Here is a 23,319-nt window from a genome sequence, read left to right as displayed (position 1 = left end):
AAATGTTCTTGATGGTTCGTTAAGCTGGTCTGCATGCTTGATGTGCGGCGGATGCAGGTGTTGCGGGCGGTCGTGGGGAGTGGGTCTGTCACGGGGGCTGCGGGTGTGCTCGGGTATACGCCGTCCGCCGTCAGTCAGCAGATCGCTGCCCTGGAGAAGGAGGCGGGGGCTGTGCTGCTGGAGCGGGTGGGGCGGGGGGTGCGGCCCACCGCTGCCGGGTTGTTGCTCACCGAGTACGCGGACTCCATCGGGCGGCAGGTCGCCGAGGCCGAGGCTGCTCTCGCCGATCTGCTGGCCGGGCGTACGGGGCGGCTCTCGGTGCGGTACTTCGCCACGGCGGGGGCCGGGCTGGTCGCGCCGGCCGTGGCCCGGCTGCGGGCGGGGCATCCCGGGGTGCAGATCGATCTGAAGCTGACCGCCGACCCCGGGGACTCGCTGGCCGCGGTGCGGGAGGGGCGTGCCGATCTGGCCCTGCTGGTGAAGGGAACGGACGGGGCGGGGAGCGGCGTGCGGGTCTTTCCGCTGCTGGACGATCCCTACCTCGCCGTGCTGCCTCGCGGGCATCGGCTTGCCGGGCGGCGGAGCCTGCGGCTGGTGGAGTTGGCCGACGAGGCGTTCGTCGGGAGTGAGTGGCCCGGCCCCTGTCTCGACGCCCAGCTCGATGCCTGTGCCGCCGTCGGGTTCCGGCCCCGGTTCGTCGTCGAGAGCGAGGACTACGTGACCGCCCAGGGGTTTGTCGCCGCGGGGCTGGGTGTGAGTCTGGTGCCCCGGCTGGGGCTGGGGAGTCGGCATCCGGGGGTGGTGGTGCGGGAGGTGCGTGATCCGGTGCCGGTGCGGGGGATCTGTGCGGTGGTTCGGGAGACGGCGCCTGCGCAGCCCGCTCTGGATGCGTTCATCGATGCGTTGCGCGCGGCCGCGTAACCCGACACCCAGCACGCTGCGCCCGGCACGCGGCGCCCGGCACGCGGCGCCCGGCACGCGGCGCCTGACGTCAGGCGCCTGACGTCTGGCGTCGTCAAGCCTGTGTGGGGTGCTCGCGTTCCGTTCTTGCCTGGGTCATGACGGCCCTCAGGGCCACTTCGAACGCCTGGTCCGCTCTGCCCTCCGGCACCGCTGCCAGGGCCTCGGCCAGGTGGGGGGTGGGGGCGTCGTCCGTCAGTTCCCACATCGTCTCGGGGGCCGCCAGGTCCAGGGCCGAGCCCAGGATCAGGTTCTCGAGCGCGATGAGCAGGGGCATCACCGCGCGGGGTGCGAAGCCTGCCTCCAGCAGCAGGGTCACCGCGCGTTCGTACTGTTCCAGGACCCGGGGGGCTCGTACGGGTGAGGTCATGAGGAGCGGGATGGCCCTGGGGTGGGCGGCGAACGCGGCCCGGTAGGAGCGGGCCCAGGCTTCCAGGGCCGTGTCCCAGGGTGCGGTGGCGTCCAGGGTCTTCGGGTCGATCGCGGACGCCACTCGTTCGCGCAGTAGTTCGATTATGCCGTCCCGGCCGTCCACGTGGTGGTAGACCGAGCCGGTCTGGACGCCCAGCCGCTTCGCGATCTGCGGGACGCTGAAGTCGCCCTGCTCGTCGACGAGTTGCAGCGCGGTCGTGGTGATGCGCTCGCGGTCGAGGAGCGGTGTGCGCGGCCGTCCCATGTGTGCGGTCTCCCCCTGAAGTCTGAGAAGGGCTTCCCGGATGCCCAGGAGGAGGCTACATTGCCGAAACCGAAAGCCTTTAGATTTACGGGCCCGGGGCGGTCGCAGTGCTTCGTCCGCCCCGGGGAACGCCGGCCATCCCGCACGCCCGGAAACCTCCATTCCCGCCGCGCTCGAAGGGCTTCCCCATGTCCGACACCGCCCGTGAGCAGAGAACGCCGCCCGCCGCGGCGACCCTCCGCTCCGGTTCGCTCGGCACCGCCGACATCGCCTTCTTCGTCGTCTCCGCCGCCGCCCCGCTCACCGTCATGGCCGGCGTCGCCCCGCTCGCCATCCTGCTCGGCGGCATCGGCGCCCCCGCCGGATACCTCATCGCCGGCCTCACCCTCGCCGTCTTCGCCGTCGGCTTCACCACCATGAGCCGGCATGTGAAGAGCGGCGGCGCCTTCTACGCGTACATCACCCGCGGCCTCGGCCGGCCGGTGGGCATCGGCGCCGCCCTGCTCGCGCTGATCGGCTACGTCGGCATGGAGATCGGCGTCTACGGGCTGCTGGGGTCCGCCGGGCGCGACACCTTCCAGGCTCTGTTCGGCGCCGATGTTCCCTGGCTGCCCATCGCGCTGGTGGGGCTGGGCGTCATCTGGTACGGCGGTTATCGATCTATCGACTTCGGCGCCAAGGTGCTGGGCGTCCTGCTCGTCGCCGAGACCGGGATCCTGCTGCTGCTCGCGGCCGGCGTGCTGGTCAAGGGGGGTGCGCACGGGTTGTCCGGGGCGTCCTTCGCGCCGGACAACGTGCTGGTGTCCGGCACGGGCGTCGTGCTCGCCTTCGCCTTCGCCGCCTTCACCGGGTTCGAGTCGACCGTCATCTACCGGCGCGAGGCCCGTGACCCGGGGCGGACGGTGCCCCGCGCCACCTACGCGGCCATCGGGTTCCTCGGGCTCTTCTACGCCTTCGTCGTCTGGATCGTCATCCAGGCCTTCGGGGACGCCGGTGTGATCGCGGCGGCCGCCAAGGATCCCGGTGGGCTCTTCTTCTCCGCCATCACGACCTACGTCGGGGGCTGGGCGGCCGACCTGATGCACGTCTTCATCGTCACCAGCGTTCTCGCTTCGCTGCTCGCCTTTCACAACGCCATCAACCGGTACACCCTCGCCCTCGCGGAGGAGGGGGTGCTGCCCAGGGCGCTGGGACGGGTCCATCCGCGGCACCGGTCGCCGTATGCGGCCGGGCTCGCGCAGACCGTCCTCGGCGCGGTGGTCGTGCTCGGGTTCTGGGCGGCGGGGGCCGATCCCTACGGACAGCTCCTGCTGTGGGTCAACACCCCGGGCATGATCGGGCTGTTCGTGCTCCAACTGCTCGCCGCGATCGCCGTGCCCTGCTACTTCCGGCGGGTGTCGCACCAGGAGGGCGTGCTGCGGACGGTGGTCGCCCCCGTCGTCGCCGCCGTGCTGCTGGCCGGTGCGATAGGGCTCGTGGTCACCCATATCGACCTGTTCACCGGGGCTTCCGACGCCGTGAACACCCTGCTGATCGCCCTGGCGCCCGCCGTCTTCGTCGCGGGCCTCGGCCTGGCCTGGTGGCTGCGCCGCGAGCGGCCCCTCGTGTACGCGAACTTCGCCGCCGAGCCCGCCGAAGCCGTAGAACCCGTAGAGCCGGCCGAGCCCGCCGAGCCCGCCGAAGCCGTAGAACCCGTAGAACCTGCCGAGCCGGCCGAGCCCGCAGAGGAGTTCACCTCGTGACCGTCCCCGACCTGATCCTCGCCGGCGCCAAGGTGCGCACTCTCGACCCCGCCCGGCCGTACGCCACCGCCGTCGCCGTGCGCGACGGGGTCATCGCGGCCGTCGGCGACGAGAGCGACGTACGCGACTGGCGCGGGCCGGGCACCGAGGTCGTGCCCCTGGCGGGCGCCCACCTCGTGCCCGGGCTCGTCGACGCGCACAGCCACCCCGTGTGGGGGCTGGACATGGCGACCGGCGTGGATCTGTCGGGGGTGGCCGATCTGGCGGGGCTGCGGCAGGCCCTGGCGGGCGCCGAGCGGATCGACGGGTGGGTGGTCGGGTTCGGGCTCGATCACAACGCGTTCGAGGGGCGGGCCGTAGACCGGGCGCTCGTGGAGGACGTCCTCGGCGGCGCGCCGGCCTTTCTGCGGCTGTACGACGGGCACTCCGCGCTCGCCGACGGCGCGGCGCTCGCCGCGGCGGGCGTGACCGGGGCGCGCGTCTTCGCCCAGCGGTCGGAGGTGGTCTGCGACGGCGCCGGGCGGCCCACCGGGCATCTCGTCGAGCACGCCGCCATGGAGCTGGTGGCGGCGGTCGCGCCCCGGCCCTCGTACGCCGCCCGGCGGGAGCGGCTCGTCTCGCTGCTCTCCGCGATGGCGGCCACCGGGCTGACCGGGGCGCACGTCATGGACGCGGGGGATCCGGAGCTGGTCGCGGAGGTGGCCCGGGAGACCGTGCTGCCGGTGCGGCTGCGGTTCGCGCCCTGGTGCATGCCGGGCGTGGACGAGGCCGGGCTGCGGGAGCTGGTCGCGCGGCAGGGGCGGGGCGGACGGCACTGGGTCGTCGACGGGGTGAAGTTCTTCATGGACGGGACCGTGGAGGGAGGGACCGCGTGGCTGGAGCATGCCGACTGCCATGGACAGGGGACCGCCGCCTTCTGGCCGGATCCCGGGGCCTATGCCGAGGCGGTGCGGTCGCTGCACGCGGACGGCGTGCGTACCGTCACCCATGCCATCGGGGACGCGGCCGTGCGGCATGTGCTCGATGTGGTGGCCGGGCTGGGGGAGAGGGCCCGGGGGCGGCATCGGGTCGAGCACCTCGAGAGCGTGCCCGACGCTCTGCTGCCGCGGTTCGCCGAGCTGGGGGTGGCGGCGTCCATGCAGCCGCCGCACACCGCCTACACACGGGCCGACGGCACCGACGAGTGGTCCCGTCGGCTCGGCGCCGACCGGGCCGGGCGCGCCTGGCGGCTACGGGATCTGCGGGACGCCGGCGCGACGGTCGCCCTGGGCTCGGACTGGCCCATCGCCCCCTATGACGTACGCGGTGTGCTGGCCGACGCGCGGGCGCCGCGCGGTGCGGCTTCGGCACGGGCGGGGCTCACGGGAATGGAGGCTCTGGAGGGGTGCACCACGCACGCCGCCCGGGCCGCGGGGGAGGACGACTCGGCGGGACGTATCGCCGTCGGTCTGCGCGCCGATCTCACGGTGCTGGGACTGGACCCGGTCGAGGCCCCGGCGGACGAGCTGGCGCAGGCGCCGGTGCTGCTGACGGTGACCGGAGGGCGGGTGGCGCATCGCGGGGACTGCTGAGCGCATCGCGGGACGGCTGAGCGCATCGGGGGACGGCTGAGCGCATCGCGGGACGGCTGAGTGCATCGCGGGACGGCCGAGGCTCACGCCTTGGTGGGCAACAGCGGCCTGCCCCGCCGCTTCGTCCTCGGCGGGGCCGGCCGTGGCAGGGAGTACGGCAGCGCTCCGTACCAGACGCGGGCCACCGTGAAGCCGAAGGCCAGGCAGACGACGCCGCCGACCGCGTCCAGCCAGAAGTGGTTGGCGGTGGCGACGATGACCACCAGGGTCGCCGCCGGGTACAGCAGGCCCAGGACCCGTACCCACGGGACCGACGCGAGCGCGAAGATCGTCAGACCGCACCACAGGGACCAGCCGATGTGCATGGACGGCATCGCCGCGTACTGGTTCGACATGTGTTTGAGGTCGCCGGAGGCCATCGAGCCCCACGTCTGGTGGACCATCACCGTGTCGACGAAGTCGCCGCCCGGCATCAGGCGCGGCGGCGCCAGCGGATACAGGTAGTAGCCCACCAGGGCCACCGCCGTGGTGGCGAAGAGCACGAGGCGCGTCGCCGCGTAGCGGCCCGGATGGCTGCGGTAGAGCCAGACCAGGACGGTCAGGGTGACGATGAAGTGCAGGGTCGCGTAGTAGTAGTTCATGCCCACGATGAGCCAGGTCACCGAGTTCACCGCGTGGTTGACCGACTCCTCCACGGCCAGGCCGAGGTGGTGCTCCATCCGCCAGATCCAGTCCGCGTTGCGCAGTGCCTCGGCCCGTTGCTCCGGGACCGCGTTGCGCACCAGTGAGTACGTCCAGTAACTCACCGCGACGAGCAGGATCTCGAACCAGAGGCGGGGGCGGCGGGGGGTGCGCAGGCGGTCCAGCCGGCGGCGCCGGGTCCCGGCCGTGACAGGCTGCGGAACGGCCTGGTCACGGCCTTCCAGTGGCGTCACAGTCGATTCACCCATGGACATAAAGTCTGCCAGAAAAGCCCCCTCCGCCCGATCATCCCTCGGTCGGGTTCGCCCCGCACGTTCTACGGCGGGAGGACGCCTTCGTCTGCTACTGACGCACTGGGGGAGACCCTGAGGTCTCCGCCTTACGGACGATTCCGGTCCCCGGGGGCCGAAGCGGTCGAACCGCGCACCACCAGTTCCGGCATGAACACGAACTCGCTGTGGGGTGCAGGCGTCCCGCCGATCTCCTCCAGGAGAGTGCGGACGGCGGCCTGGCCCATCGCCGGGACCGGCTTGCGGACGGTCGTCAGCGGCGGGTCGGTGAAGGCGATCAGCGGGGAGTCGTCGAAGCCGACCACCGAGACGTCCCGGGGGACCGCGAGGCCGCGCTGGCGGGCCGCCCGTATCGCGCCGAGGGCCATCATGTCGCTCGCGCAGACGACGGCCGTGCAGCCCCGGTCGATCAGGGCCGTGGTCGCCGCCTGGCCGCCCTCCAGGGTGTAGAGGGAGTGCTGGACCAGCTCGGTCTCGATCGTCTCCGGGCTCAGCCGCAGCTGCTCCTGCATCGCCCGTACGAAGCCCTCGATCTTGCGCTGGACCGGCACGAACCGCTTCGGGCCGAGGGCCAGCCCGACCCGGGTGTGGCCGAGCGAGACGAGGTGGGTGACCGCCAGGGTCATCGCCGCCCGGTCGTCGGGGGAGATGAACGGCGCCTGGACCTTCGGGGAGAAGCCGTCCACCAGGACGAAGGGCACGCCCTGCGCGCGCAGCTGCTCGTAGCGCTGCATGTCGGCCGTGGTGTCCGCGTGCAGCCCGGAGACGTAGATGATGCCGGCCACCCCGCGGTCGACCAGCATCTCGGTCAGCTCGTCCTCCGTTGAGCCGCCCGGGGTCTGGGTGGCGAGCACCGGGGTGTAGCCCTGGCGGGTCAGCGCCTGGCCGATGACCTGGGCCAGGGCCGGGAATATCGGGTTCTCCAGCTCCGGCGTGATCAGGCCGACCAGACCCGCGCTGCGCTGACGCAACCGGACCGGGCGCTCGTAGCCCAGGACGTCCAGAGCGGCGAGCACGGACTGACGGGTGGTGGCGGCGACGCCAGGCTTGCCGTTGAGGACGCGGCTGACGGTCGCTTCGCTCACCCCCGCCTGAGCAGCGATGTCGGCAAGCCGTGTGGTCACAGGGGTGGACTGTACCGGTCGGGTGCCGGCTTGCACACCGATGGGACGCCGCGGACGGCCTGGTGAACGACCCGCGCCGGGCTGCTGCGTCATCGAGCTCCCTCGTGAAAGTGATGGCAAGAGCTTGCAGAGTCTTGCACAGCAGCCGTGTGCCCTGTCGTGAGGCCGCTCAACCGCGTCAACTACGGTCTCACGGCGGTCGAGGGGAGGTCACGCAGGGGTCACGTGCGGATAACTTCGGAGGCCTCTTGCACTTTTTTTCTGCAAGGTCTTTCGTGCCGCTTACATCGCTGTTACGTTCACGTCGCCCGACGGCAGCAACGGCGCGGTCGGAGTCGGCAGGGCGGCGGACGGGACCGCCTCCGGTAGCTGAACGGGCTCTCACCCTCAAGGAGAAACTCATGCGGCGTGGCATAGCGGCCACCGCGCTGGTGGCGTCCTTCGCCCTCGCGGCGACGGCCTGCGGCGGGGACGACAGCGGCAGCGACAACTCGTCCGGGCCGGTCACCATCACCTGGTGGGACACCTCCAACGCCACCAATGAGGCGCCGACGTACCAGGCCCTGGTCAAGCAGTTCGAGGCCGCCAACAAGGACGTCAAGGTCAAGTACGTCAACGTGCCCTTCGACCAGGCGCAGAACAAGTTCGACACCGCCGCCGGCGCGTCCGGCGCCCCGGACGTGCTGCGCTCCGAGGTCGGCTGGACCCCCGCCTTCGCCAAGAAGGGCTACTTCCTGCCGCTGGACGGCACCGACGCCCTCAAGGACCAGGCCAAGTTCAAGTCGAACCTGATCGAGCAGGCCAAGTACGAGGGCAAGACGTACGGCGTGCCGATCGTCACCGACACGCTCGCGCTGGTCTACAACAAGGCCCTCTTCACCAAGGCCGGCATCACCGAGGCCCCCAAGACCTGGGACGACCTGAAGACCGCCGCCGCCACCATCAAGGACAAGACCGGCGTCGACGGCTACTGGGGCTCCACCCAGGCCTACTACGCCCAGTCCTTCCTCTACGGCGAGGGCACCGACACCGTCGACGCCGACGCCAAGAAGATCACCGTGAACTCGGCGGAGGCGAAGAAGGCGTACGGCACCTGGCTCGGCCTCTTCGACGGCAAGGGCCTGCACAAGGCCGACACCACCGCCGACGCCTACGCCCACATCCAGGACGCGTTCGTCAACGGCAAGGTCGCCGCGATCGTCCAGGGCCCGTGGGAGATCACGAACTTCTACAAGGGCAGCGCCTTCACGGACAAGGCCAACCTCGGCATCGCCACCGTCCCGGCCGGCTCCACCGGCAAGGCGGGCGCCCCGACCGGCGGCCACAACCTCTCGGTCTACGCCGGCTCCGACAAGGCCCACCAGGCCGCCGCGCTGAAGTTCGTCAACTTCATGACCTCCGCGACCTCGCAGGCGACCATCGCGCAGAAGAACTCCACGCTGCCGACGCGCGACGACGCCTACACCGCCGCCGTCAAGGCCGACCCGGGCATCGCCGGCTACCAGACCGTTCTGTCCGCCGCCCAGCCGCGCCCGGCGCTGCCGGAGTACAGCTCGCTCTGGGGCCCGCTGGACACCGAACTGCCCAAGATCGCGGGCGGCAAGGAGAGCCTCGACAAGGGCCTGAGCAACGCTGAGCTCGCCATCGCCAAGCTGGTGCCGGACTTCAGTAAGTAAGCCCCGCGTGGCCGCCGGATCTCCCACTTCATGGGGGGAGAGATCCGGCGGCCACCGGCCTGTACGCCGTACACCCCGGCCGTACACACCCCGGCCGTGCACCACGGCCGTCCACCCCCGCCGTACCCCGTCGTGCACCCCGCCCGTGCACCCCGTTGAACTGCAGAGCCTCGAGAGGGTTGTCGAACCATGACAGTCGCCATCGACCGCGCGACCGGCAAGCGCCGCGGTGACCGTGAGCCAGGGCCCGGCCGCGCCGGACGCCTGAAGCGCGGCTATCAGAAACACTGGTACGCCTACGTCATGATCGCCCCGGTGGCGGTCGTCCTCGGGGTCCTCGTGCTCTACCCCCTGGCGTACGGCCTCTACCTCACCCTCACCGACGCCAACAGCCTCAACACCGCGCGCACGATCGGCGTCAACCACATCGACGCCACCTACAAGTTCATCGGCCTCGACAACTACGCCGACATCCTGTGGGGCCCGACCGCGTACGACCGCTTCTGGTCGCACTTCCTCTGGACGATCGTGTGGACGGCGACCTGTGTCGCCCTGCACTACGGCATCGGCCTCGGCCTCGCCCTCCTCCTCAACCAGAAGCTGCGCGGGCGCACCCTGTACCGGCTGATCCTGGTGCTCCCGTGGGCGGTGCCCACGTTCGTCACCGTCTTCGGCTGGCGTTTCATGCTCGCGGACGGCGGCATCATCAACTCCGCGCTCGACTTCCTCCATCTGCCCGCGCCGCTCTGGCTGGAGGACACCTTCTGGCAGCGGTTCGCCGCGATCATGGTCAACACCTGGTGCGGTGTGCCGTTCATGATGATCTCGCTGCTCGGCGGCCTGCAGGCGATCGACGGCTCCCTCTACGAGGCCGCCGAGATGGACGGAGCGAGCGCCTGGCAGCGCTTCCGCTACGTCACCCTGCCGGGCCTGAGGTCGGTCAGCTCCACCGTCGTCCTGCTGGGCATCATCTGGACGTTCAACCAGTTCGCGGTGATCTTCCTGCTGTTCGGCAACACCGCCCCGGACGCGCAGATCCTCGTCACCTGGGCGTACTACCTCGGCTTCGGACAACAGCCGCGTGACTTCGCCCAGTCGGCCGCGTACGGCATCCTGCTGCTGGCCATCCTGATCGTCTTCACCTCGTTCTACCGCCGCTGGCTGAACCGCAACGAGCAGCAGCTCGCGATCTGAGGCAGGAGTTCCCATGAGCAGCACCACAGCAGAGACCTCCGCCCGGGTCGCCGGAGAGCAGAGCCGCCCGAAGGCCCCGCGCCGGGTCCGGCGACGCGGCGAGAACAGCCTCGCCGGCTCTATCGGCTCGCACGCCGTCCTGATCGTCGCGAGCGTGATCGCGCTCTTCCCGATCGGCTGGCTCGTCTATCTGTCCCTCGGCCCGGACAAGGACGACTATCTCCACCCGGGCGGCATCTGGGACAAGATGACGTTCGACAACTACACGTTCGTCCTCGAGCACACCAAGTTCTTCGACTGGTTGAAGAGCTCGCTCATCGTCACGCTCGGGACGACCGCCATCGGCGTGCTCATCGCCGCCACCACCGGCTACGCCGTCTCCCGGATGCGCTTCCCCGGCTACAAGAAGTTCATGTGGGTGCTGCTGGTCACCCAGATGTTCCCGGTCGCCGTGCTGATGGTGCCGATGTACCAGATCCTGTCCGACCTGCAGCTCATCGACAACTACTTCGGTCTGATCCTCGTCTACTGCACGACGGTCATCCCGTACAGCGCCTGGCTGCTCAAGGGGTACTTCGACACCATCCCCTTCGAGATCGACGAGGCCGGACGCGTCGACGGACTCACCCCCTTCGGCACCTTCTTCCGGCTGATCCTCCCGCTCGCCAAGCCCGGCCTCGCGGTAGCCGCCTTCTACAACTTCCTCACCGCCTTCAGCGAGGTCGCGTTCGCTTCGACGTTCATGCTGAGCGACGACAAGTACACGCTCGCGGTCGGTCTGCAGTCGTTCGTCAGCGAGCATGACGCCCAGCGCAACCTGATGGCCGCGACGGCCGTGCTGATCGCCATACCGGCCGCGGTGTTCTTCTACCTCGTGCAGAAGAACCTCGTCACCGGGCTCACGGCCGGCGGCACAAAGGGCTGACCGCCGGTTGAGCCGCGTGGGGCCGTCGCTCGTCCGCGGCTTCGTCGTGGCTGGTCGCGCCCGCGCGGCGGAGCCGCATATCGACACAGCCCCGCGCCCCTATGGGGCGCTCCTCAGTCCCCTGAACTCGAGGCGGTCGTGGTGTTCATCCGACCCCGCCAGCACCGCGGCCGCCTCGTCCCCCATCCCCTACTTCACCTGATCCCATGACCCCGTTAGGTACCAAGGACGCCATGAGCCAGCAGCCCTCCGCAGCCCCGGCCCCCTCCCCCACCTCGGCCGTCGCCACCGTCGCCAAGCGCCGTGACTGGTGGCGGGACGCGGTGATCTACCAGGTGTACCCGCGCAGCTTCGCCGACAGCAACGGCGACGGCATGGGCGATCTGGAAGGCGTACGCTCCCGCCTGCCGTACCTGCGCGACCTCGGCGTGGACGCCGTGTGGCTCAGCCCCTTCTACGCCTCTCCGCAGGCCGACGCCGGCTACGACGTCGCCGACTACCGCGCCGTCGACCCGATGTTCGGCAACCTGCTGGACGCCGACGCGCTCATCCGCGAGGCCCGTGAACTGGGTCTGCGGATCATCGTCGACCTCGTCCCGAACCATTCCTCCGACCAGCACGAGTGGTTCAAGCGGGCGGTGGCGGAGGGCCCCGGCTCGCCGCTGCGCGACCGCTACCACTTCCGCCCGGGGAAGGGCGAGAACGGCGAACTCCCGCCCAACGACTGGGAGTCCATCTTCGGCGGCCCGGCCTGGACGAGGGTCGCGGACGGAGACTGGTACCTCCACCTCTTCGCGCCCGAGCAGCCCGACTTCAACTGGGAACACCCGGCCGTCGGCGACGAGTTCCGCTCGATCCTGCGCTTCTGGCTCGACATGGGCGTCGACGGCTTCCGTATCGACGTCGCCCACGGGCTGGTGAAGGCGGAGGGCCTCCCGGACCTCGGCTCGCACGAGCAACTCAAGCTGCTGGGCAACGATGTCATGCCGTTCTTCGACCAGGACGGCGTCCACGAGATCTACCGCCAGTGGCGGCTGATCCTCGACGAGTACTCCGGTGAGCGCATTTTCGTGGCGGAGGCGTGGACCCCCACGGTCGAGCGCACCGCGAACTACGTCCGCCCCGACGAACTCCACCAGGCCTTCAACTTCCAGTACCTGGCCACCGCATGGGACGCGGAGGAGCTGCGCCAGGTCATCGACCGCACCCTGGAGTCGATGCGCCCGGTCGGCGCCCCCGCCACCTGGGTGCTGTCCAACCACGACGTGACCCGGCACGCCACCCGCTTCGCCAACCCGCCGGGCCTCGGCACCCAGATCCGCACCGCCGGCGACCGCGAACTCGGCCTGCGCCGGGCGCGCGCCGCCACCCTGCTGATGCTGGCGCTCCCCGGCTCGGCGTACGTCTACCAGGGCGAGGAGCTCGGCCTCCCGGACGTCGTCGACCTGCCCGACGAGGTGCGCCAGGACCCGGCGTACTTCCGCGGCGCCGGCCAGGACGGCTTCCGCGACGGCTGCCGGGTGCCGATCCCATGGACCCGCGAGGGTTCGTCGTACGGCTTCGGCGACGGCGGCAGCTGGCTGCCGCAGCCCGCCGGCTGGGGCGAGCTGAGCGTGGAGGCGCAGACCGGCGTGCCCGGTTCGACGCTGGAGCTCTACCGCTGCGCCCTCGCCGTCCGGCGCTCCCGGTCCGACCTGGGCGCCGGCGACTCCGTGGAGTGGCTGAAGGCCCCGGAGGGCGTACTCGCCTTCCGGCGCGGGGAGTTCGTGTGCGTCGCCAACACGACGGGGGAGTCCGTGACGACCCCGGCGTACGGGCGGGTGCTGCTCGCGAGCGGTGAGGTGACCGAGACGAACGACGGCGAGGCCAAGCTCCCGGCGGACACGACGGTGTGGTTCACGACCGCCTGACGGTCGTCCCCCCTCACCGGGCCCGCCGCTCCGGCTCTTCGGCTGAGCGGCGGGCCTTCGTGGGGGTGATCAGGGAGCCTTCGTGATCAGGGAGGCTTCGTGATCAGGGCGCCTTCCAGAGCGTCAACTCCATCGTGTAGTCACGGGCCTTGTAGCCGCCCGAGTCCTCCTGGACGACGACGTCCTTGATCTTGAGCATCGCCAGATTGCCCTCGTCGGTGACCGTGCACAGCAGCGTGTCCTTGGTCAGTTCCTTCTCCTGGCCCTCGTCCGCGAGCTCGGAGGGGAGCGCGTTCGTCGCCGCGCCCTCGGCGCACTGCTCGGGGGTGACGCCCGCGCTCTTGCCCACCGTCGTCACGAAGCGGAGGGTGTAGGTGCCGCCGAACTCCTCGTACTGCAGCTCCGCCCCCTTCGTCGAGCTGGAGGCGTGCGTGTCGATCTCCGGCGCGTCCAGGTCGACGTTGGTGTACGAGCTGCGGCCCGTGGTGAACTGCGCCCGCAGGGTGAGGGGCTTGTCCTTGAAGACCACCGTGTAGCCGCCGCCGCTCGGCGTGCTCGCGGTGGAGGGGGCGGTGCTGTCCGACGAGGGGCTCGACGGGGCGTCGGCGGGGGCCTGGGAGTCGCCGGTCGCGGACGAGGACGCTGTTGCGCCGCCGCCCCGGGCCTCGGATTTCTTGTCGTCGTCCTTGGTGAAGATCCAGGCGGCTGCCGCGATCACTGCCACGGCGAGCGCGACGGCGCCGACCGTCAGCGAGGTCCGGCGGCGGGCGGCCGGTGCTCCCGGAGGGGCGGGGGTGGTGGACCCGGTCGGCGACGCCGGCGGGGCCGGAGCGTACTGCGGCTGCGGCTGCGGCTGCGGCTGCGGCTCCGGCTGCTGCTGCGGTGGCTGGGGGTGGTGGGCAGGTTCGTCCGGGCGGGGGACGTAGGTGGGCGGGTGCCCGCCGGGTGCGGTGGCGCCCGGCGGCACGGTCGCGGCGTCCGCTCCGGGCTCGGGGGCGGGCTCGGTCTCGGGCCACTGCTGGGCGAGCTGCTCCCGGCGGGCGATGTCCGCCGCAAGCGGCGCGGGCAGCCAGCCGCTGAAGTCCCGCAGCTGCCGCTCGCCCAATTCCTGGCAGAGTTCGGCCAGTTCGGACGGTGTGGGGCGGGCCGTGGGGTCGGCGGCCAGACAGCGTTGCAGGACGGTGCGCAGCGGCTCGGGATACGCGGTCAGGTCCGGCGGACGGAACTCGCTGTTGGCGATCTTGGTGGCCAGGGTGATGGCCCCGGAGTCGCCGTAGGGGTGGCGTCCGGTCGCGGCGACGGCGGCGATCAGGCCGAGCGAGAAGATGTCGGTCGCCGGGGTGAGGTCGGCGCCGTTGGCATGCTCCGGCGACATGAACTGCGGGGTGCCGATGAGACCGCCGCTGCGGGTGAGCTGGGTGGCGTCGGCGGCCCGCGCGATGCCGAAGTCGATGATCCAGGGGCCCTCGGAGCCGATGAGGATGTTGCTCGGCTTCATGTCGCGGTGGATCACGCCCGCCTTGTGCACGGCGTGCAGCGCCTCCGCGGCGCAACCGGTGAGCTGGAGCACCGAGGACACCGGAAGCGGCCCGTGCCCGGTCAGCACCTGGTCCAGGGCGAGGCCGGGGACGTAGGCGGTGGCCAGCCACGGCTGGGGACCGGTGGTGTCGTGGTCGACCACGGGCACGATGTGGTAGCCCTGCACCCGGCGGGCGGAGGTCGCCTCCTGCTCGAAGCGGCGACGGAACTCCTGGTCCTGGGCGTAGTCCCGGCGGATCACCTTCAGGGCGACCGGCTGGTTGCCGCGCGTCCGGGAGAGGTAGACGGACCCCATGCCGCCCTCGCCGATCCGGGCGAGCAGCCGGTAACCGGCCAGCTCCCGCGGGTCGTCGTCGCCCAGTGGTCTCAGCGGGTCACCGGTTCCAGCACTGTTCAAGACTTCAACCTTCCGCTCGGCGAAGCGCGATCGTACCGGGGCGTCCCAGCCTGCGGGAGGCATCCGGGGAGATCAAGGAAAATCGGCGAAGATCAAGGGGAAACACGGGAGTTGGCGGGATTTTTCCCGATGGCACGGCCCCGGCGGGCGGTCGTATGGTGAGGCCCTCCGCCGTCGGACAGCCCGGACAGACCGGGCGGCTCGGATGGACCGGGCGGCTCGGACAACACGGACAGCGAGGCGTTGATGGAACATCATCTGGCGGCGTCGGCGGAGCGTGCCGACTATCTGGTCGAGCTGTCCAACGTCGTACGCCAGACCTCCATCGGCCCCCGCGGACCCCGGTCCCTGCGCCGCCTGGGGCTCGTTCTGCGGGCCCTGATGGAACTCACCGGCGACCCCGACGTGTCCGTCTACCTGGTCGCCGACACCAGTCTGCTGGGCGGGCACCGGGAGTTCGGCGACCCGGACGAGGTCCGCCGGCTGCGCCGCTGGGTCGCCGAGGGCCTGGTGGAGGAGGTGGGCGACGCCGACGAGCGGATCCTCGAACTGGCCCGGATGACCGGAACCCGGGTCGTCACCGGCGACCAGTACGTCGACCATCGCGGCGAACACCCGTGGATCCAGGGCAACACCTGGCAGTTTCTGCGCCCCGAACCCCGCCCCGACCAGAGGGTCGCGCTCGTGCCGATGGACATGGGGGTGCGCACGGAGGCCGAGATCTCCCGGCGGATGGAGCTGTCGGCCCTGAAGAAGCAGGGGCTCCTCGGCCCGTCCCGGACCCCGCTGACCGACGTCATCATGCGGGCCTGGAGCTGCCCGGAACCCCGCTGCACGCTCTACGACCTCCACCGGGGCGACCGGGTCCTGCTGCCCCGCATCCGGCGCGGCGTCCCCACCTGCGAGCTCCACGGCACCCCGCTCACGGATGTGGGCGTGCGGCCGGCCGGCGCCCAGCTCAAGGTCGTCATCGACGGCGGCTGCGTGGCCCGGTACACCCTCGACGAGGGCTCCGAGGCGTACGTCGGACGGCTGCCCGGCCCGGAGGGCATCGCCCTGCACAGTCTGCTGTCCCCGGAGATCGCCGCGCGGGTCAGCCGCAGGCATGTGGCCGTCTCCGCGCGCGGCGGCACGGTCCTGTGCCGTGACGTCAGCAGCTACGGCACCCGGATGCGGCACGCCGGCCGCCGGGGCGGACCCGGCCCCTGGGAGAAGCTGCCGCCGGGCGCCGACCGGCCGTTCCGCCCCGGTGACGAACTCGAACTCGCCCCCGGCGTCGTCCTCACCCGCAGCGGCCGGCGCTTCCCCGCCGAACTCGCCGACGCCTGGCGCGCCGAGGCCGCCCGGACACCGGTCCCGCCGACCGCGGCGGCGCCCACCCGCCGGGTCTGACCCCTCCGTACCCCTCTGTACCCCTCCGTGCATTTCCGCTGCCCAAGTTTCCGCATCAACTTCACACGGCCCGCTGCCCTTTCGGGCGACGGGCCTTTAACATCTGCGTCACCGCAAGTTTGCTGAAATATTTCAGCAAGAGCCTTCAACGGAGAAGGACACCCCACATGGCAAGCAGCAGACCCCTTTCAGGCGCCCTCGCCCTGGCCGCCGCGGCCGCCGTCATGGCCCCCACCGCCGCGTCCGCCACCCCGCCCGGCACCAAGGACGTCACCGCCGTCCTCTTCGAGTGGAACTTCGCCTCGGTCGCCAAGGAGTGCACCAACACGCTGGGCCCGGCCGGCTACGGCTACGTGCAGGTCTCCCCGCCCGCCGAGCACATACAGGGCTCGCAGTGGTGGACGTCGTACCAGCCGGTCAGCTACAAGATCGCGGGCCGGCTCGGCGACCGGGCCGCCTTCCAGAGCATGGTGAACACCTGCCACACGGCGGGCGTGAAGGTCGTCGTCGACACCGTCATCAACCACATGTCGGCCGGGAGCGGCACGGGCACGGGTGGATCGTCGTACACGAAGTACAACTACCCCGGCCTGTACTCCTCCTACGACTTCGACGACTGCACCTCCTACGTCACCAACTACTCCGACCGCTGGAACGTCCAGCACTGCGAACTCGTCGGCCTCGCCGACCTGGACACCGGCGAGGAGTACGTCCGCAAGGCCATCGCCGGGTACATGAACGACCTCCTCACCCTCGGCGTCGACGGCTTCCGCATCGACGCCGCCAAGCACATCGACACCGCCGACCTGGCCAACATCAAGTCCCGGCTGACCAACTCCTCGGCGTACTGGAAGCAGGAGGTCATCTACGGCTCCGGCGAGGCCGTCCAGCCCACCGAGTACACGGGCAACGGCGACGTCCAGGAGTTTCGCTACGCCTACGACCTCAAGCGCGTCTTCAACAACGAGAACCTCGCCTACCTGAAGAACTACGGCGAGGGCTGGGGGTATCTGAGCAGCTCGGCCGCGGGCGTGTTCGTCGACAACCACGACACCGAGCGCAACGGCTCCACGCTCAACTACAAGGACGGCGCGAACTACACGCTCGCCAACGTCTTCATGCTCGCCTACCCCTACGGCGCGCCGGACGTCAACTCCGGCTACGAGTGGTCGGACACGGACGCAGGACCGCCCAACAGCGGGGCGGTGACCGCCTGTTGGCAGGACGGCTGGAAGTGCCAGCACGCCTGGCCGGAGATCCTGCGCATGGTCGCCTTCCGCAACGCCACCCGCGGCGAGTCGATGACCGACTGGTGGGACAACGGCGCCGACGCGATCGCCTTCGGGCGGGGCGCGAAGGGCTACGTGGCGATCAACCATGAGTCGAGCAGCCTGAGCCGGACGTACCAGACGTCACTGGCCGCGGGCACGTACTGCAACGTGCAGAACAACACGAGCGTGACGGTGAACTCCAGCGGGCAGTTCACGGCCACCCTGAGCTCGAACACGGCGCTGGCGATCTACGCCGGCAAGTCGAGCTGCTGAGCCACCGTCTTCCGGCCCTCCCTGTGACCGCGCGTTGGCCCATCCGGCGACGCGCGGTCGCACAGAGGCGTACTGAAAGTCCTTTCCATGGGTTGCAGGACTCTTGCTGTAAGCCTTGCGGCGGCGATACGGTCGCGCGGGGTCGGACCCAACAGAGCCGTAATCGCGAGGAGTTCCCGCCTGTGATACCGAGATGGCCGGCGCCGCCGACGCGCCGCAGCGCCCATGCCGGACGGGTCGCCACCGTCACCGTCGCCGCGCTCGCCGCGGCCCTCGTCCAGCCCCTGGCCGCCCGCGCCGCCACTCCGCCCCCGCCTCCGTCCGACGCGAAGCTCGCCGCCGCACCCGCCCGGCACGACGACACCCGCGAGCAGTTCTACTTCGTCATGCCGGACCGCTTCGCCAACGGCAGCACCGCCAACGACCGCGGCGGGCTCACGGGCTCCCGGCTGAGCACCGGCTACGACCCCACCGACAAGGGCTTCTACCAGGGCGGCGACCTCAAGGGCCTGACCCAGCGCCTCGACTACATCAAGGGCCTCGGCACCACCTCCATCTGGATGGCCCCGATCTTCAAGAACCAGCCCGTGCAGGGGACGGGGAGCAACGCCTCGGCCGGCTACCACGGCTACTGGATCACCGACTTCACCCAGGTCGACCCGCACTTCGGCAGCAACAAGGACCTGGAGACCCTGATCTCCAAGGCGCACGCCAAGGGCATGAAGGTCTTCTTCGACGTCATCACCAACCACACGGCGGACGTCGTCGACTATGAAGAGAAGTCCTACGGCTACCTGTCCAAGGGCGCGTTCCCGTACCTGACGAAGGACGGCGAGCCCTTCGACGACGCCGACTACGCGGACGGCACCAAGGCCTTCCCGTCCGTCGACGCCGACTCCTTCCCGCGCACGCCGACCGTGACGGCCGCCAAAACGGACGTCAAGGTCCCGTCGTGGCTCAACGACCCGACGATGTACCACAACCGCGGTGACTCCACCTTCGCCGGCGAGAATTCCGAACAGGGCGACTTCTCCGGGCTCGACGACCTGTGGACCGAGCGTCCCGAGGTCGTCAGCGGGATGGAGAGGATCTACCAGCGGTGGGTGCGGGACTTCGACATTGACGGCTTCCGGATCGACACCGTGAAGCACGTCGACATGGAGTTCTGGACCCAGTGGGCGACGGCCCTCGACGCGTACGCGGCCAAGCAGGGCCGGGACGACTTCTTCATGTTCGGCGAGGTCTACTCCGCCGACACGTCGATCACCTCTCCGTACGTCACCCAGGGCCGCCTCGACGCCACGCTCGACTTCCCCTTCCAGGAGGCGGCCCGCCAGTACGCCTCCCAGGGCGGCAGCGCGCAGCAGCTCGCGTCGGTCTTCGGCGACGACTACAAGTACACGACCGACAAGGCCAACGCCTATGAGCAGGTCACGTTCCTCGGCAACCACGACATGGGCCGCATCGGCTACTTCCTGAACCAGGACAACCCGAAGGCCACCGACGCCGAACTGCTCAAGAAGGACAAGCTCGCCAACGAGCTGATGTTCCTCAGCCGCGGCAACCCGGTCGTCTACTACGGCGACGAGCAGGGCTTCACCGGCTCCGGCGGCGACAAGGACGCCCGCCAGACGATGTTCGCCTCCCGCACCGCCGACTACCTCGACGACGACGAGATCGGCACCGACCGCACCCACGCGAGCGACGCGTACGACACCGACGCGCCCCTGTACCGGCAGATCGCCGCGCTGGCCGAGCTCCGCAGGGCGAACCCCGCCCTCACCGACGGCGTCCAGACCGAGCGCTACGCGGCCGACGGCGCCGGCGTCTACGCCTTCTCCCGCAACGGGACCGGCAAGGACACGACCGAGTACGTCGTCGCCTTCAACAACGCCGACACGGCGAAGTCGGCGACCTTCGCGACCGGCTCGGCGAACATGACCTACCGGGGGATCTACGGCACCGAAGCCACGTCGAAGTCCGACGCCGACAAGAAGATCACCGTGACCGTCCCGGCGGGCTCCGCGATCGTGCTGAAGGCGGCCGGCAGGCCGGCCGCACCCGCTGCCGTGCCGACGATCACCCTCAAGGCCCCGGCCGCCGGAGCCACCGGCACCGTCGAACTCACCGCCGACGTCGAGGGCGGACAACTGAACCGGGTCGTCTTCGCCGCCCAGGTCGGCAACGGCACGTGGCAGACCCTCGGCTCCGCCGACCACGCCCCGTACAAGGTCACGCAGATCATCGGCGAGGACGTACCGGCCGGAACCGCCCTGCGCTACAAGGCGGTCGTCATCGACTCGGCGAGGCGTACGGCGAGTGCGACCACTGAAAGCGTCAGTGGCGCCCCGCCCGCCGAGGAGGTCCCCACCGCCTCCTCCCGCGACTACGCGGTCGTCCACTACAAGCGCACCGACGGCGACTACACGAACTGGGGCCTGTACGCCTGGGGCGACCTCGCCGACGGCGAGGCCACGAACTGGCCGGACAGCCACCCCTTCGTCGGCCGCGACGCCTACGGCGCCTTCGCCTACGTCAAGTTGAAGCCCGGGGCTTCCAGCGTCGGCTTCCTCGTCATCGACAAGGACGGCAACAAGGACGTCTCCGCCGACCGCACGATCGACGTCACCAAGACCGGCGAGGTCTGGATCGAGCAGGGCAAGACGGACGTCGTCACCGAGCGGCCCGACTATCCCGCGCAGGACAAGACCAAGGCCGTCCTGCACTACCACCGCGCCGACGGGAACTACGACGGCTGGGGCCTGCACGTCTGGACGGGCGCCGCGAACCCCACCGACTGGTCGAACCCGCTGCAGCCGGTGAGGACCGACGCCTATGGCGCGGTCTACGAGGTACCCCTCACCGACGGGGCCACCAGTCTCAGTTACATCCTCCACAAGGGCGACGAGAAGGACCTGCCCAGCGACCAGTCGCTCGACCTCACGGCCAACGGCCACGAGGTGTGGCTGGTGAACGGCCAGGAGAAGTACCTGCTCCCACAGCCCGCGGGCTCCGCGGTCGCCCTCGACCTGACCACCTCCAAGGCGGTCTGGATCGACCGGGACACGGTCGCCTGGAACGGCTCCGACGCCGCGGTCTCCACCCAGCTCCTGTACAGCCGCGACGGCTCCATCGCCACGAAGGACGGCGCGCTGACCAGCGACGACGAGCGCTGGCTCCGGTTGTCGAAGACCACCCTCACCGACGCCCAGAAGGAGAAGTTCCCGCACCTGAAGAACTACACCGCCTGGTCCGTCGACCCGCGTGACCGCGACCGGGTGCGCGAGGCCCTGGGGGGCCAGCTCGTCGCCTCCCAGCGGGCCGTGAACGGTGCCGTGCTCGCCGCGACCGGCGTGCAGATCGCCGGCGTACTCGACGATCTGTACCCGGCCGCGACCAAGGCCGACCTCGGCCCGACGTTCGACAGGAGCGGCCGTCCGACGCTGGCCGTCTGGGCGCCGACCGCGCAGAGCGTCTCGCTGGAGCTCGACGGCTCCACGGTGAGGATGAAGCGGAACGCCACCACCGGCGTCTGGTCCGTCACCGGCCCCAAATCGTGGAGGGGCAAGGAGTACCGGTACGTCGTGAGGGTCTGGGCGCCCAGCGTCCGCAAGGTCGTCGTCAACAAGGTCACCGACCCCTACTCGGTGGCCCTGACCGCCGACTCCGAGCGCAGCCTCGTCGTCGACCTGGACGACAAGTCCCTCGCCCCGAGCGGCTGGTCGACGTACACCAAGCCGAAGGCCATCCCTCTCAAGGACGCCCAGATCCAGGAGCTGCACATCCGCGACTTCTCCGTCGCGGACAAGACGGCCAGTGACCCAGGCACCTACCTCGCCTTCACCGACAAGGACAGCGACGGCTCCCAGCACCTGAAGGAGCTCGCGAAGTCGGGCACGTCGTACGTGCATCTCCTGCCCGCCTTCGACATCGCCACCATCCCCGAGAAGAAGTCCGACCAGGCGACCGCCGACTGCGACCTCGCCTCCTACGCGGCCGACTCCGACCAGCAGCAGGAGTGCATCGCGAAGACCGCCGCGAAGGACGCCTACAACTGGGGCTACGACCCGTACCACTACACGGTTCCCGAGGGCTCGTACGCCACCGACCCCGACGGCACCGGGCGCACGGTCGAGTTCCGCAAGATGGTCAAGGCGCTGAACGAGGACGGCCTGCGGGTCGTCATGGACGTCGTCTACAACCACACGACGTCGAGCGGTCAGGCCGACACCAGCGTCCTCGACAAGGTCGTCCCCGGCTACTACCAGCGGCTGCTCGCAGACGGCTCGGTCGCCACCAGCACCTGCTGCTCCAACACGGCGCCCGAGAACGCCATGATGGGCAAGCTGGTCGTCGACTCGATCGTCACCTGGGCCAAGGAGTACAAGGTCGACGGCTTCCGCTTCGACCTCATGGGCCACCACCCCAAGGCCAACATCCTCGCCGTGCGCAAGGCCCTGGACGCGCTGACCCTCGCCAAGGACGGCGTCGACGGCAAGAAGATCATCCTGTACGGCGAGGGCTGGAACTTCGGCGAGGTCGCCGACGACGCCCGGTTCGTCCAGGCCACGCAGAAGAACATGGCCGGAACCGGTGTCGCCACCTTCTCCGACCGGGCCCGGGACGCGGTGCGCGGCGGCGGCCCCTTCGACGAGGACCCCGGCGTCCAGGGCTTCGCGTCCGGGCTCTACACCGACCCCAACTCCTCGAAGAGCAACGGCAGCACGGCCGAGCAGAAGGCCCGTCTGCTGCACTACCAGGACGTCATCAAGGTCGGGCTGAGCGGCAACCTCGCGAAGTACACGTTCACCGACACCGACGGCAAGGAGGTCACCGGCGCCGAGGTCGACTACAACGGCCAACCCGCCGGATACGCGGAAGCGCCCGGCGACGCCCTCGCCTACGCCGACGCGCACGACAACGAGTCGCTGTTCGACGCGCTGACGTACAAGCTGCCCGCCACGACCGGTGCGGACGACCGCGCCCGGATGCAGGTCCTCGCCATGGCGACCGCGACCCTCTCCCAGGGCCCGGCGCTGTCCCAGGCCGGCACCGACCTGCTGCGTTCCAAGTCCCTCGACCGCAACTCCTTCGACAGCGGCGACTGGTTCAACGCGATCCACTGGAACTGCTCGGCCGGCAACGGCTTCGGGCGGGGACTGCCGCCGGCCGCCGACAACGCGTCCAAGTGGCCTTACGCCAAGCCCCTGTTGGCTGCCGCGACGGTGGGCGTGGGCTGCCCGCAGATCACCGCGGCCACCGCCGCCTACCAGGATCTGCTGAAGATCCGTACGACGGAGAAGGCGTTCTCCCTCGGGACGGCCGCGCAGGTGCAGTCGGCGCTGTCCTTCCCGCTGTCCGGCAAGGAGGAGACGCCCGGGGTGATCACCATGGAGCTGGGTGACCTGGTCGTGGTCTTCAACGCGACGCCGACCGCCCAGCGGCAGACGGTCTCCGCGCTCGCGGGGACGGGATACCGGCTGCACCCGGTGCAGGCGGCGGGGAAGGACTCCACCGTGAGGTCCTCCTCCTACGAGTCGGTGTCCGGCACGTTCGCCGTCCCGGGCCGGAGCGTGGCGGTGTTCGCCCGCACGACTCGCTGACGGGGGCGCTCTGGACAGGGGCATTACCTTGGTGGAGCAGGCCAAGAACTCGGTCTGCTCCACCGGGGAGTCCG

Annotated in this window: 14 protein-coding genes; 10 read left to right on the top strand and 4 right to left on the bottom strand. The window is 70.3% G+C overall.

Features of this window, described 5'->3' with window-relative positions:
• The first annotated feature begins 51 nt into the window (after positions 1-51).
• Positions 52-921 carry a LysR family transcriptional regulator gene (locus ACWD4O_RS07325; RefSeq protein ID WP_451278524.1) on the top strand — a complete coding sequence of 290 codons (870 nt, stop codon included), beginning with the start codon at positions 52-54 and terminating at the stop codon, positions 919-921.
• A 94-nt stretch (positions 922-1,015) separates the two neighbouring features.
• On the opposite strand, the gene ACWD4O_RS07320 is transcribed toward ACWD4O_RS07325, so the two are convergent.
• Entirely contained in the window at positions 1,016-1,636 is a 621-nt protein-coding gene (locus ACWD4O_RS07320; RefSeq protein ID WP_451278270.1) for a TetR/AcrR family transcriptional regulator, read from the bottom strand.
• Between the two features lie 188 nt (positions 1,637-1,824).
• Between ACWD4O_RS07320 and ACWD4O_RS07315 the strand changes: the two genes are divergently transcribed.
• Together ACWD4O_RS07315 and ACWD4O_RS07310 are read left to right on the top strand one after the other, a co-directional pair.
• Entirely contained in the window at positions 1,825-3,378 is a 1,554-nt protein-coding gene (locus tag ACWD4O_RS07315) for an APC family permease (protein ID WP_451278268.1), read from the top strand.
• On the top strand, positions 3,375-4,949 hold the full coding sequence (locus tag ACWD4O_RS07310) for an amidohydrolase (protein ID WP_451278266.1): 1,575 nt from the start codon (positions 3,375-3,377) through the stop codon (positions 4,947-4,949). Before ACWD4O_RS07315 ends, ACWD4O_RS07310 begins: the two co-directional genes overlap by 4 nt.
• Positions 4,950-5,032: 83 nt before the next feature.
• Here the strand turns inward: ACWD4O_RS07310 and ACWD4O_RS07305 are convergent, their stop codons facing one another.
• Positions 5,033-5,899: a phosphatase PAP2 family protein gene (locus ACWD4O_RS07305; RefSeq protein WP_451278264.1), complete on the bottom strand. Its 867-nt coding sequence runs from the start codon at positions 5,897-5,899 to the stop codon at positions 5,033-5,035.
• Between the two features lie 131 nt (positions 5,900-6,030).
• On the bottom strand, positions 6,031-7,065 hold the full coding sequence (locus ACWD4O_RS07300) for a LacI family DNA-binding transcriptional regulator (RefSeq protein WP_351914795.1): 1,035 nt from the start codon (positions 7,063-7,065) through the stop codon (positions 6,031-6,033).
• A gap of 401 nt (positions 7,066-7,466) precedes the next feature.
• Here ACWD4O_RS07300 and ACWD4O_RS07295 point away from each other — a divergent pair, with 401 nt between their 5' ends.
• The 4 genes from ACWD4O_RS07295 (at position 7,467) to ACWD4O_RS07280 (ending at position 12,770) form a co-directional block, all read left to right on the top strand.
• A complete protein-coding gene (locus ACWD4O_RS07295) occupies positions 7,467-8,741 on the top strand; it encodes an extracellular solute-binding protein (protein ID WP_450946820.1) in 1,275 nt (424 codons plus the stop codon).
• 189 nt (positions 8,742-8,930) lie between these two features.
• Positions 8,931-9,935, top strand: coding sequence for a carbohydrate ABC transporter permease (locus tag ACWD4O_RS07290; protein ID WP_451278261.1), 1,005 nt, complete (start codon positions 8,931-8,933; stop codon positions 9,933-9,935).
• A 13-nt stretch (positions 9,936-9,948) separates the two neighbouring features.
• Positions 9,949-10,860, top strand: coding sequence for a sugar ABC transporter permease (locus ACWD4O_RS07285; RefSeq protein ID WP_451278260.1), 912 nt, complete (start codon positions 9,949-9,951; stop codon positions 10,858-10,860).
• Positions 10,861-11,093: 233 nt separating this feature from the next.
• A complete protein-coding gene (locus ACWD4O_RS07280) occupies positions 11,094-12,770 on the top strand; it encodes a glycoside hydrolase family 13 protein (RefSeq protein WP_451278258.1) in 1,677 nt (558 codons plus the stop codon).
• Positions 12,771-12,873: 103 nt separating this feature from the next.
• On the opposite strand, the gene ACWD4O_RS07275 is transcribed toward ACWD4O_RS07280, so the two are convergent.
• Positions 12,874-14,646, bottom strand: coding sequence for a serine/threonine-protein kinase (locus tag ACWD4O_RS07275; RefSeq protein ID WP_451278522.1), 1,773 nt, complete (start codon positions 14,644-14,646; stop codon positions 12,874-12,876).
• A gap of 306 nt (positions 14,647-14,952) precedes the next feature.
• Here ACWD4O_RS07275 and ACWD4O_RS07270 point away from each other — a divergent pair, with 306 nt between their 5' ends.
• The 3 genes from ACWD4O_RS07270 to pulA all read left to right on the top strand — a co-directional run bounded on the left by ACWD4O_RS07270 (position 14,953) and on the right by pulA (position 23,245).
• Positions 14,953-16,098 carry an FHA domain-containing protein gene (locus ACWD4O_RS07270; RefSeq protein WP_451278256.1) on the top strand — a complete coding sequence of 382 codons (1,146 nt, stop codon included), beginning with the start codon at positions 14,953-14,955 and terminating at the stop codon, positions 16,096-16,098.
• Between the two features lie 167 nt (positions 16,099-16,265).
• Positions 16,266-17,642, top strand: a complete 1,377-nt coding sequence (locus tag ACWD4O_RS07265) for an alpha-amylase (protein WP_451278254.1) — start codon at positions 16,266-16,268, stop codon at positions 17,640-17,642.
• A gap of 182 nt (positions 17,643-17,824) precedes the next feature.
• Positions 17,825-23,245: a pullulanase-type alpha-1,6-glucosidase gene (gene pulA, locus ACWD4O_RS07260; RefSeq protein WP_451278252.1), complete on the top strand. Its 5,421-nt coding sequence runs from the start codon at positions 17,825-17,827 to the stop codon at positions 23,243-23,245.
• The last annotated feature ends 74 nt before the right edge of the window (positions 23,246-23,319 follow it).

Source organism: Streptomyces sp. NPDC002623, assembly GCF_053592635.1.
The sequence above is the reverse complement of the archived record's forward strand: the minus strand, read 5'-3'. Positions and strand labels throughout refer to the sequence as shown.

What these genes read in the sequence shown, in the direction of transcription:
- ACWD4O_RS07295 (WP_450946820.1), top strand. Translation starts at nt 7,467, where the DNA reads ATGCGGCGTGGCATAGCGGCCACCGCGCTGGTGGCGTCCTTCGCCCTC.
- ACWD4O_RS07265 (WP_451278254.1), top strand. Translation starts at nt 16,266, where the DNA reads ATGGCAAGCAGCAGACCCCTTTCAGGCGCCCTCGCCCTGGCCGCCGCG.
- ACWD4O_RS07305 (WP_451278264.1), bottom strand. Translation starts at nt 5,899, where the DNA reads ATGGGTGAATCGACTGTGACGCCACTGGAAGGCCGTGACCAGGCCGTT.
- ACWD4O_RS07285 (WP_451278260.1), top strand. Translation starts at nt 9,949, where the DNA reads ATGAGCAGCACCACAGCAGAGACCTCCGCCCGGGTCGCCGGAGAGCAG.
- ACWD4O_RS07320 (WP_451278270.1), bottom strand. Translation starts at nt 1,636, where the DNA reads ATGGGACGGCCGCGCACACCGCTCCTCGACCGCGAGCGCATCACCACG.
- ACWD4O_RS07325 (WP_451278524.1), top strand. Translation starts at nt 52, where the DNA reads ATGCAGGTGTTGCGGGCGGTCGTGGGGAGTGGGTCTGTCACGGGGGCT.
- ACWD4O_RS07280 (WP_451278258.1), top strand. Translation starts at nt 11,094, where the DNA reads ATGAGCCAGCAGCCCTCCGCAGCCCCGGCCCCCTCCCCCACCTCGGCC.
- ACWD4O_RS07270 (WP_451278256.1), top strand. Translation starts at nt 14,953, where the DNA reads ATGGAACATCATCTGGCGGCGTCGGCGGAGCGTGCCGACTATCTGGTC.
- ACWD4O_RS07290 (WP_451278261.1), top strand. Translation starts at nt 8,931, where the DNA reads ATGACAGTCGCCATCGACCGCGCGACCGGCAAGCGCCGCGGTGACCGT.
- ACWD4O_RS07315 (WP_451278268.1), top strand. Translation starts at nt 1,825, where the DNA reads ATGTCCGACACCGCCCGTGAGCAGAGAACGCCGCCCGCCGCGGCGACC.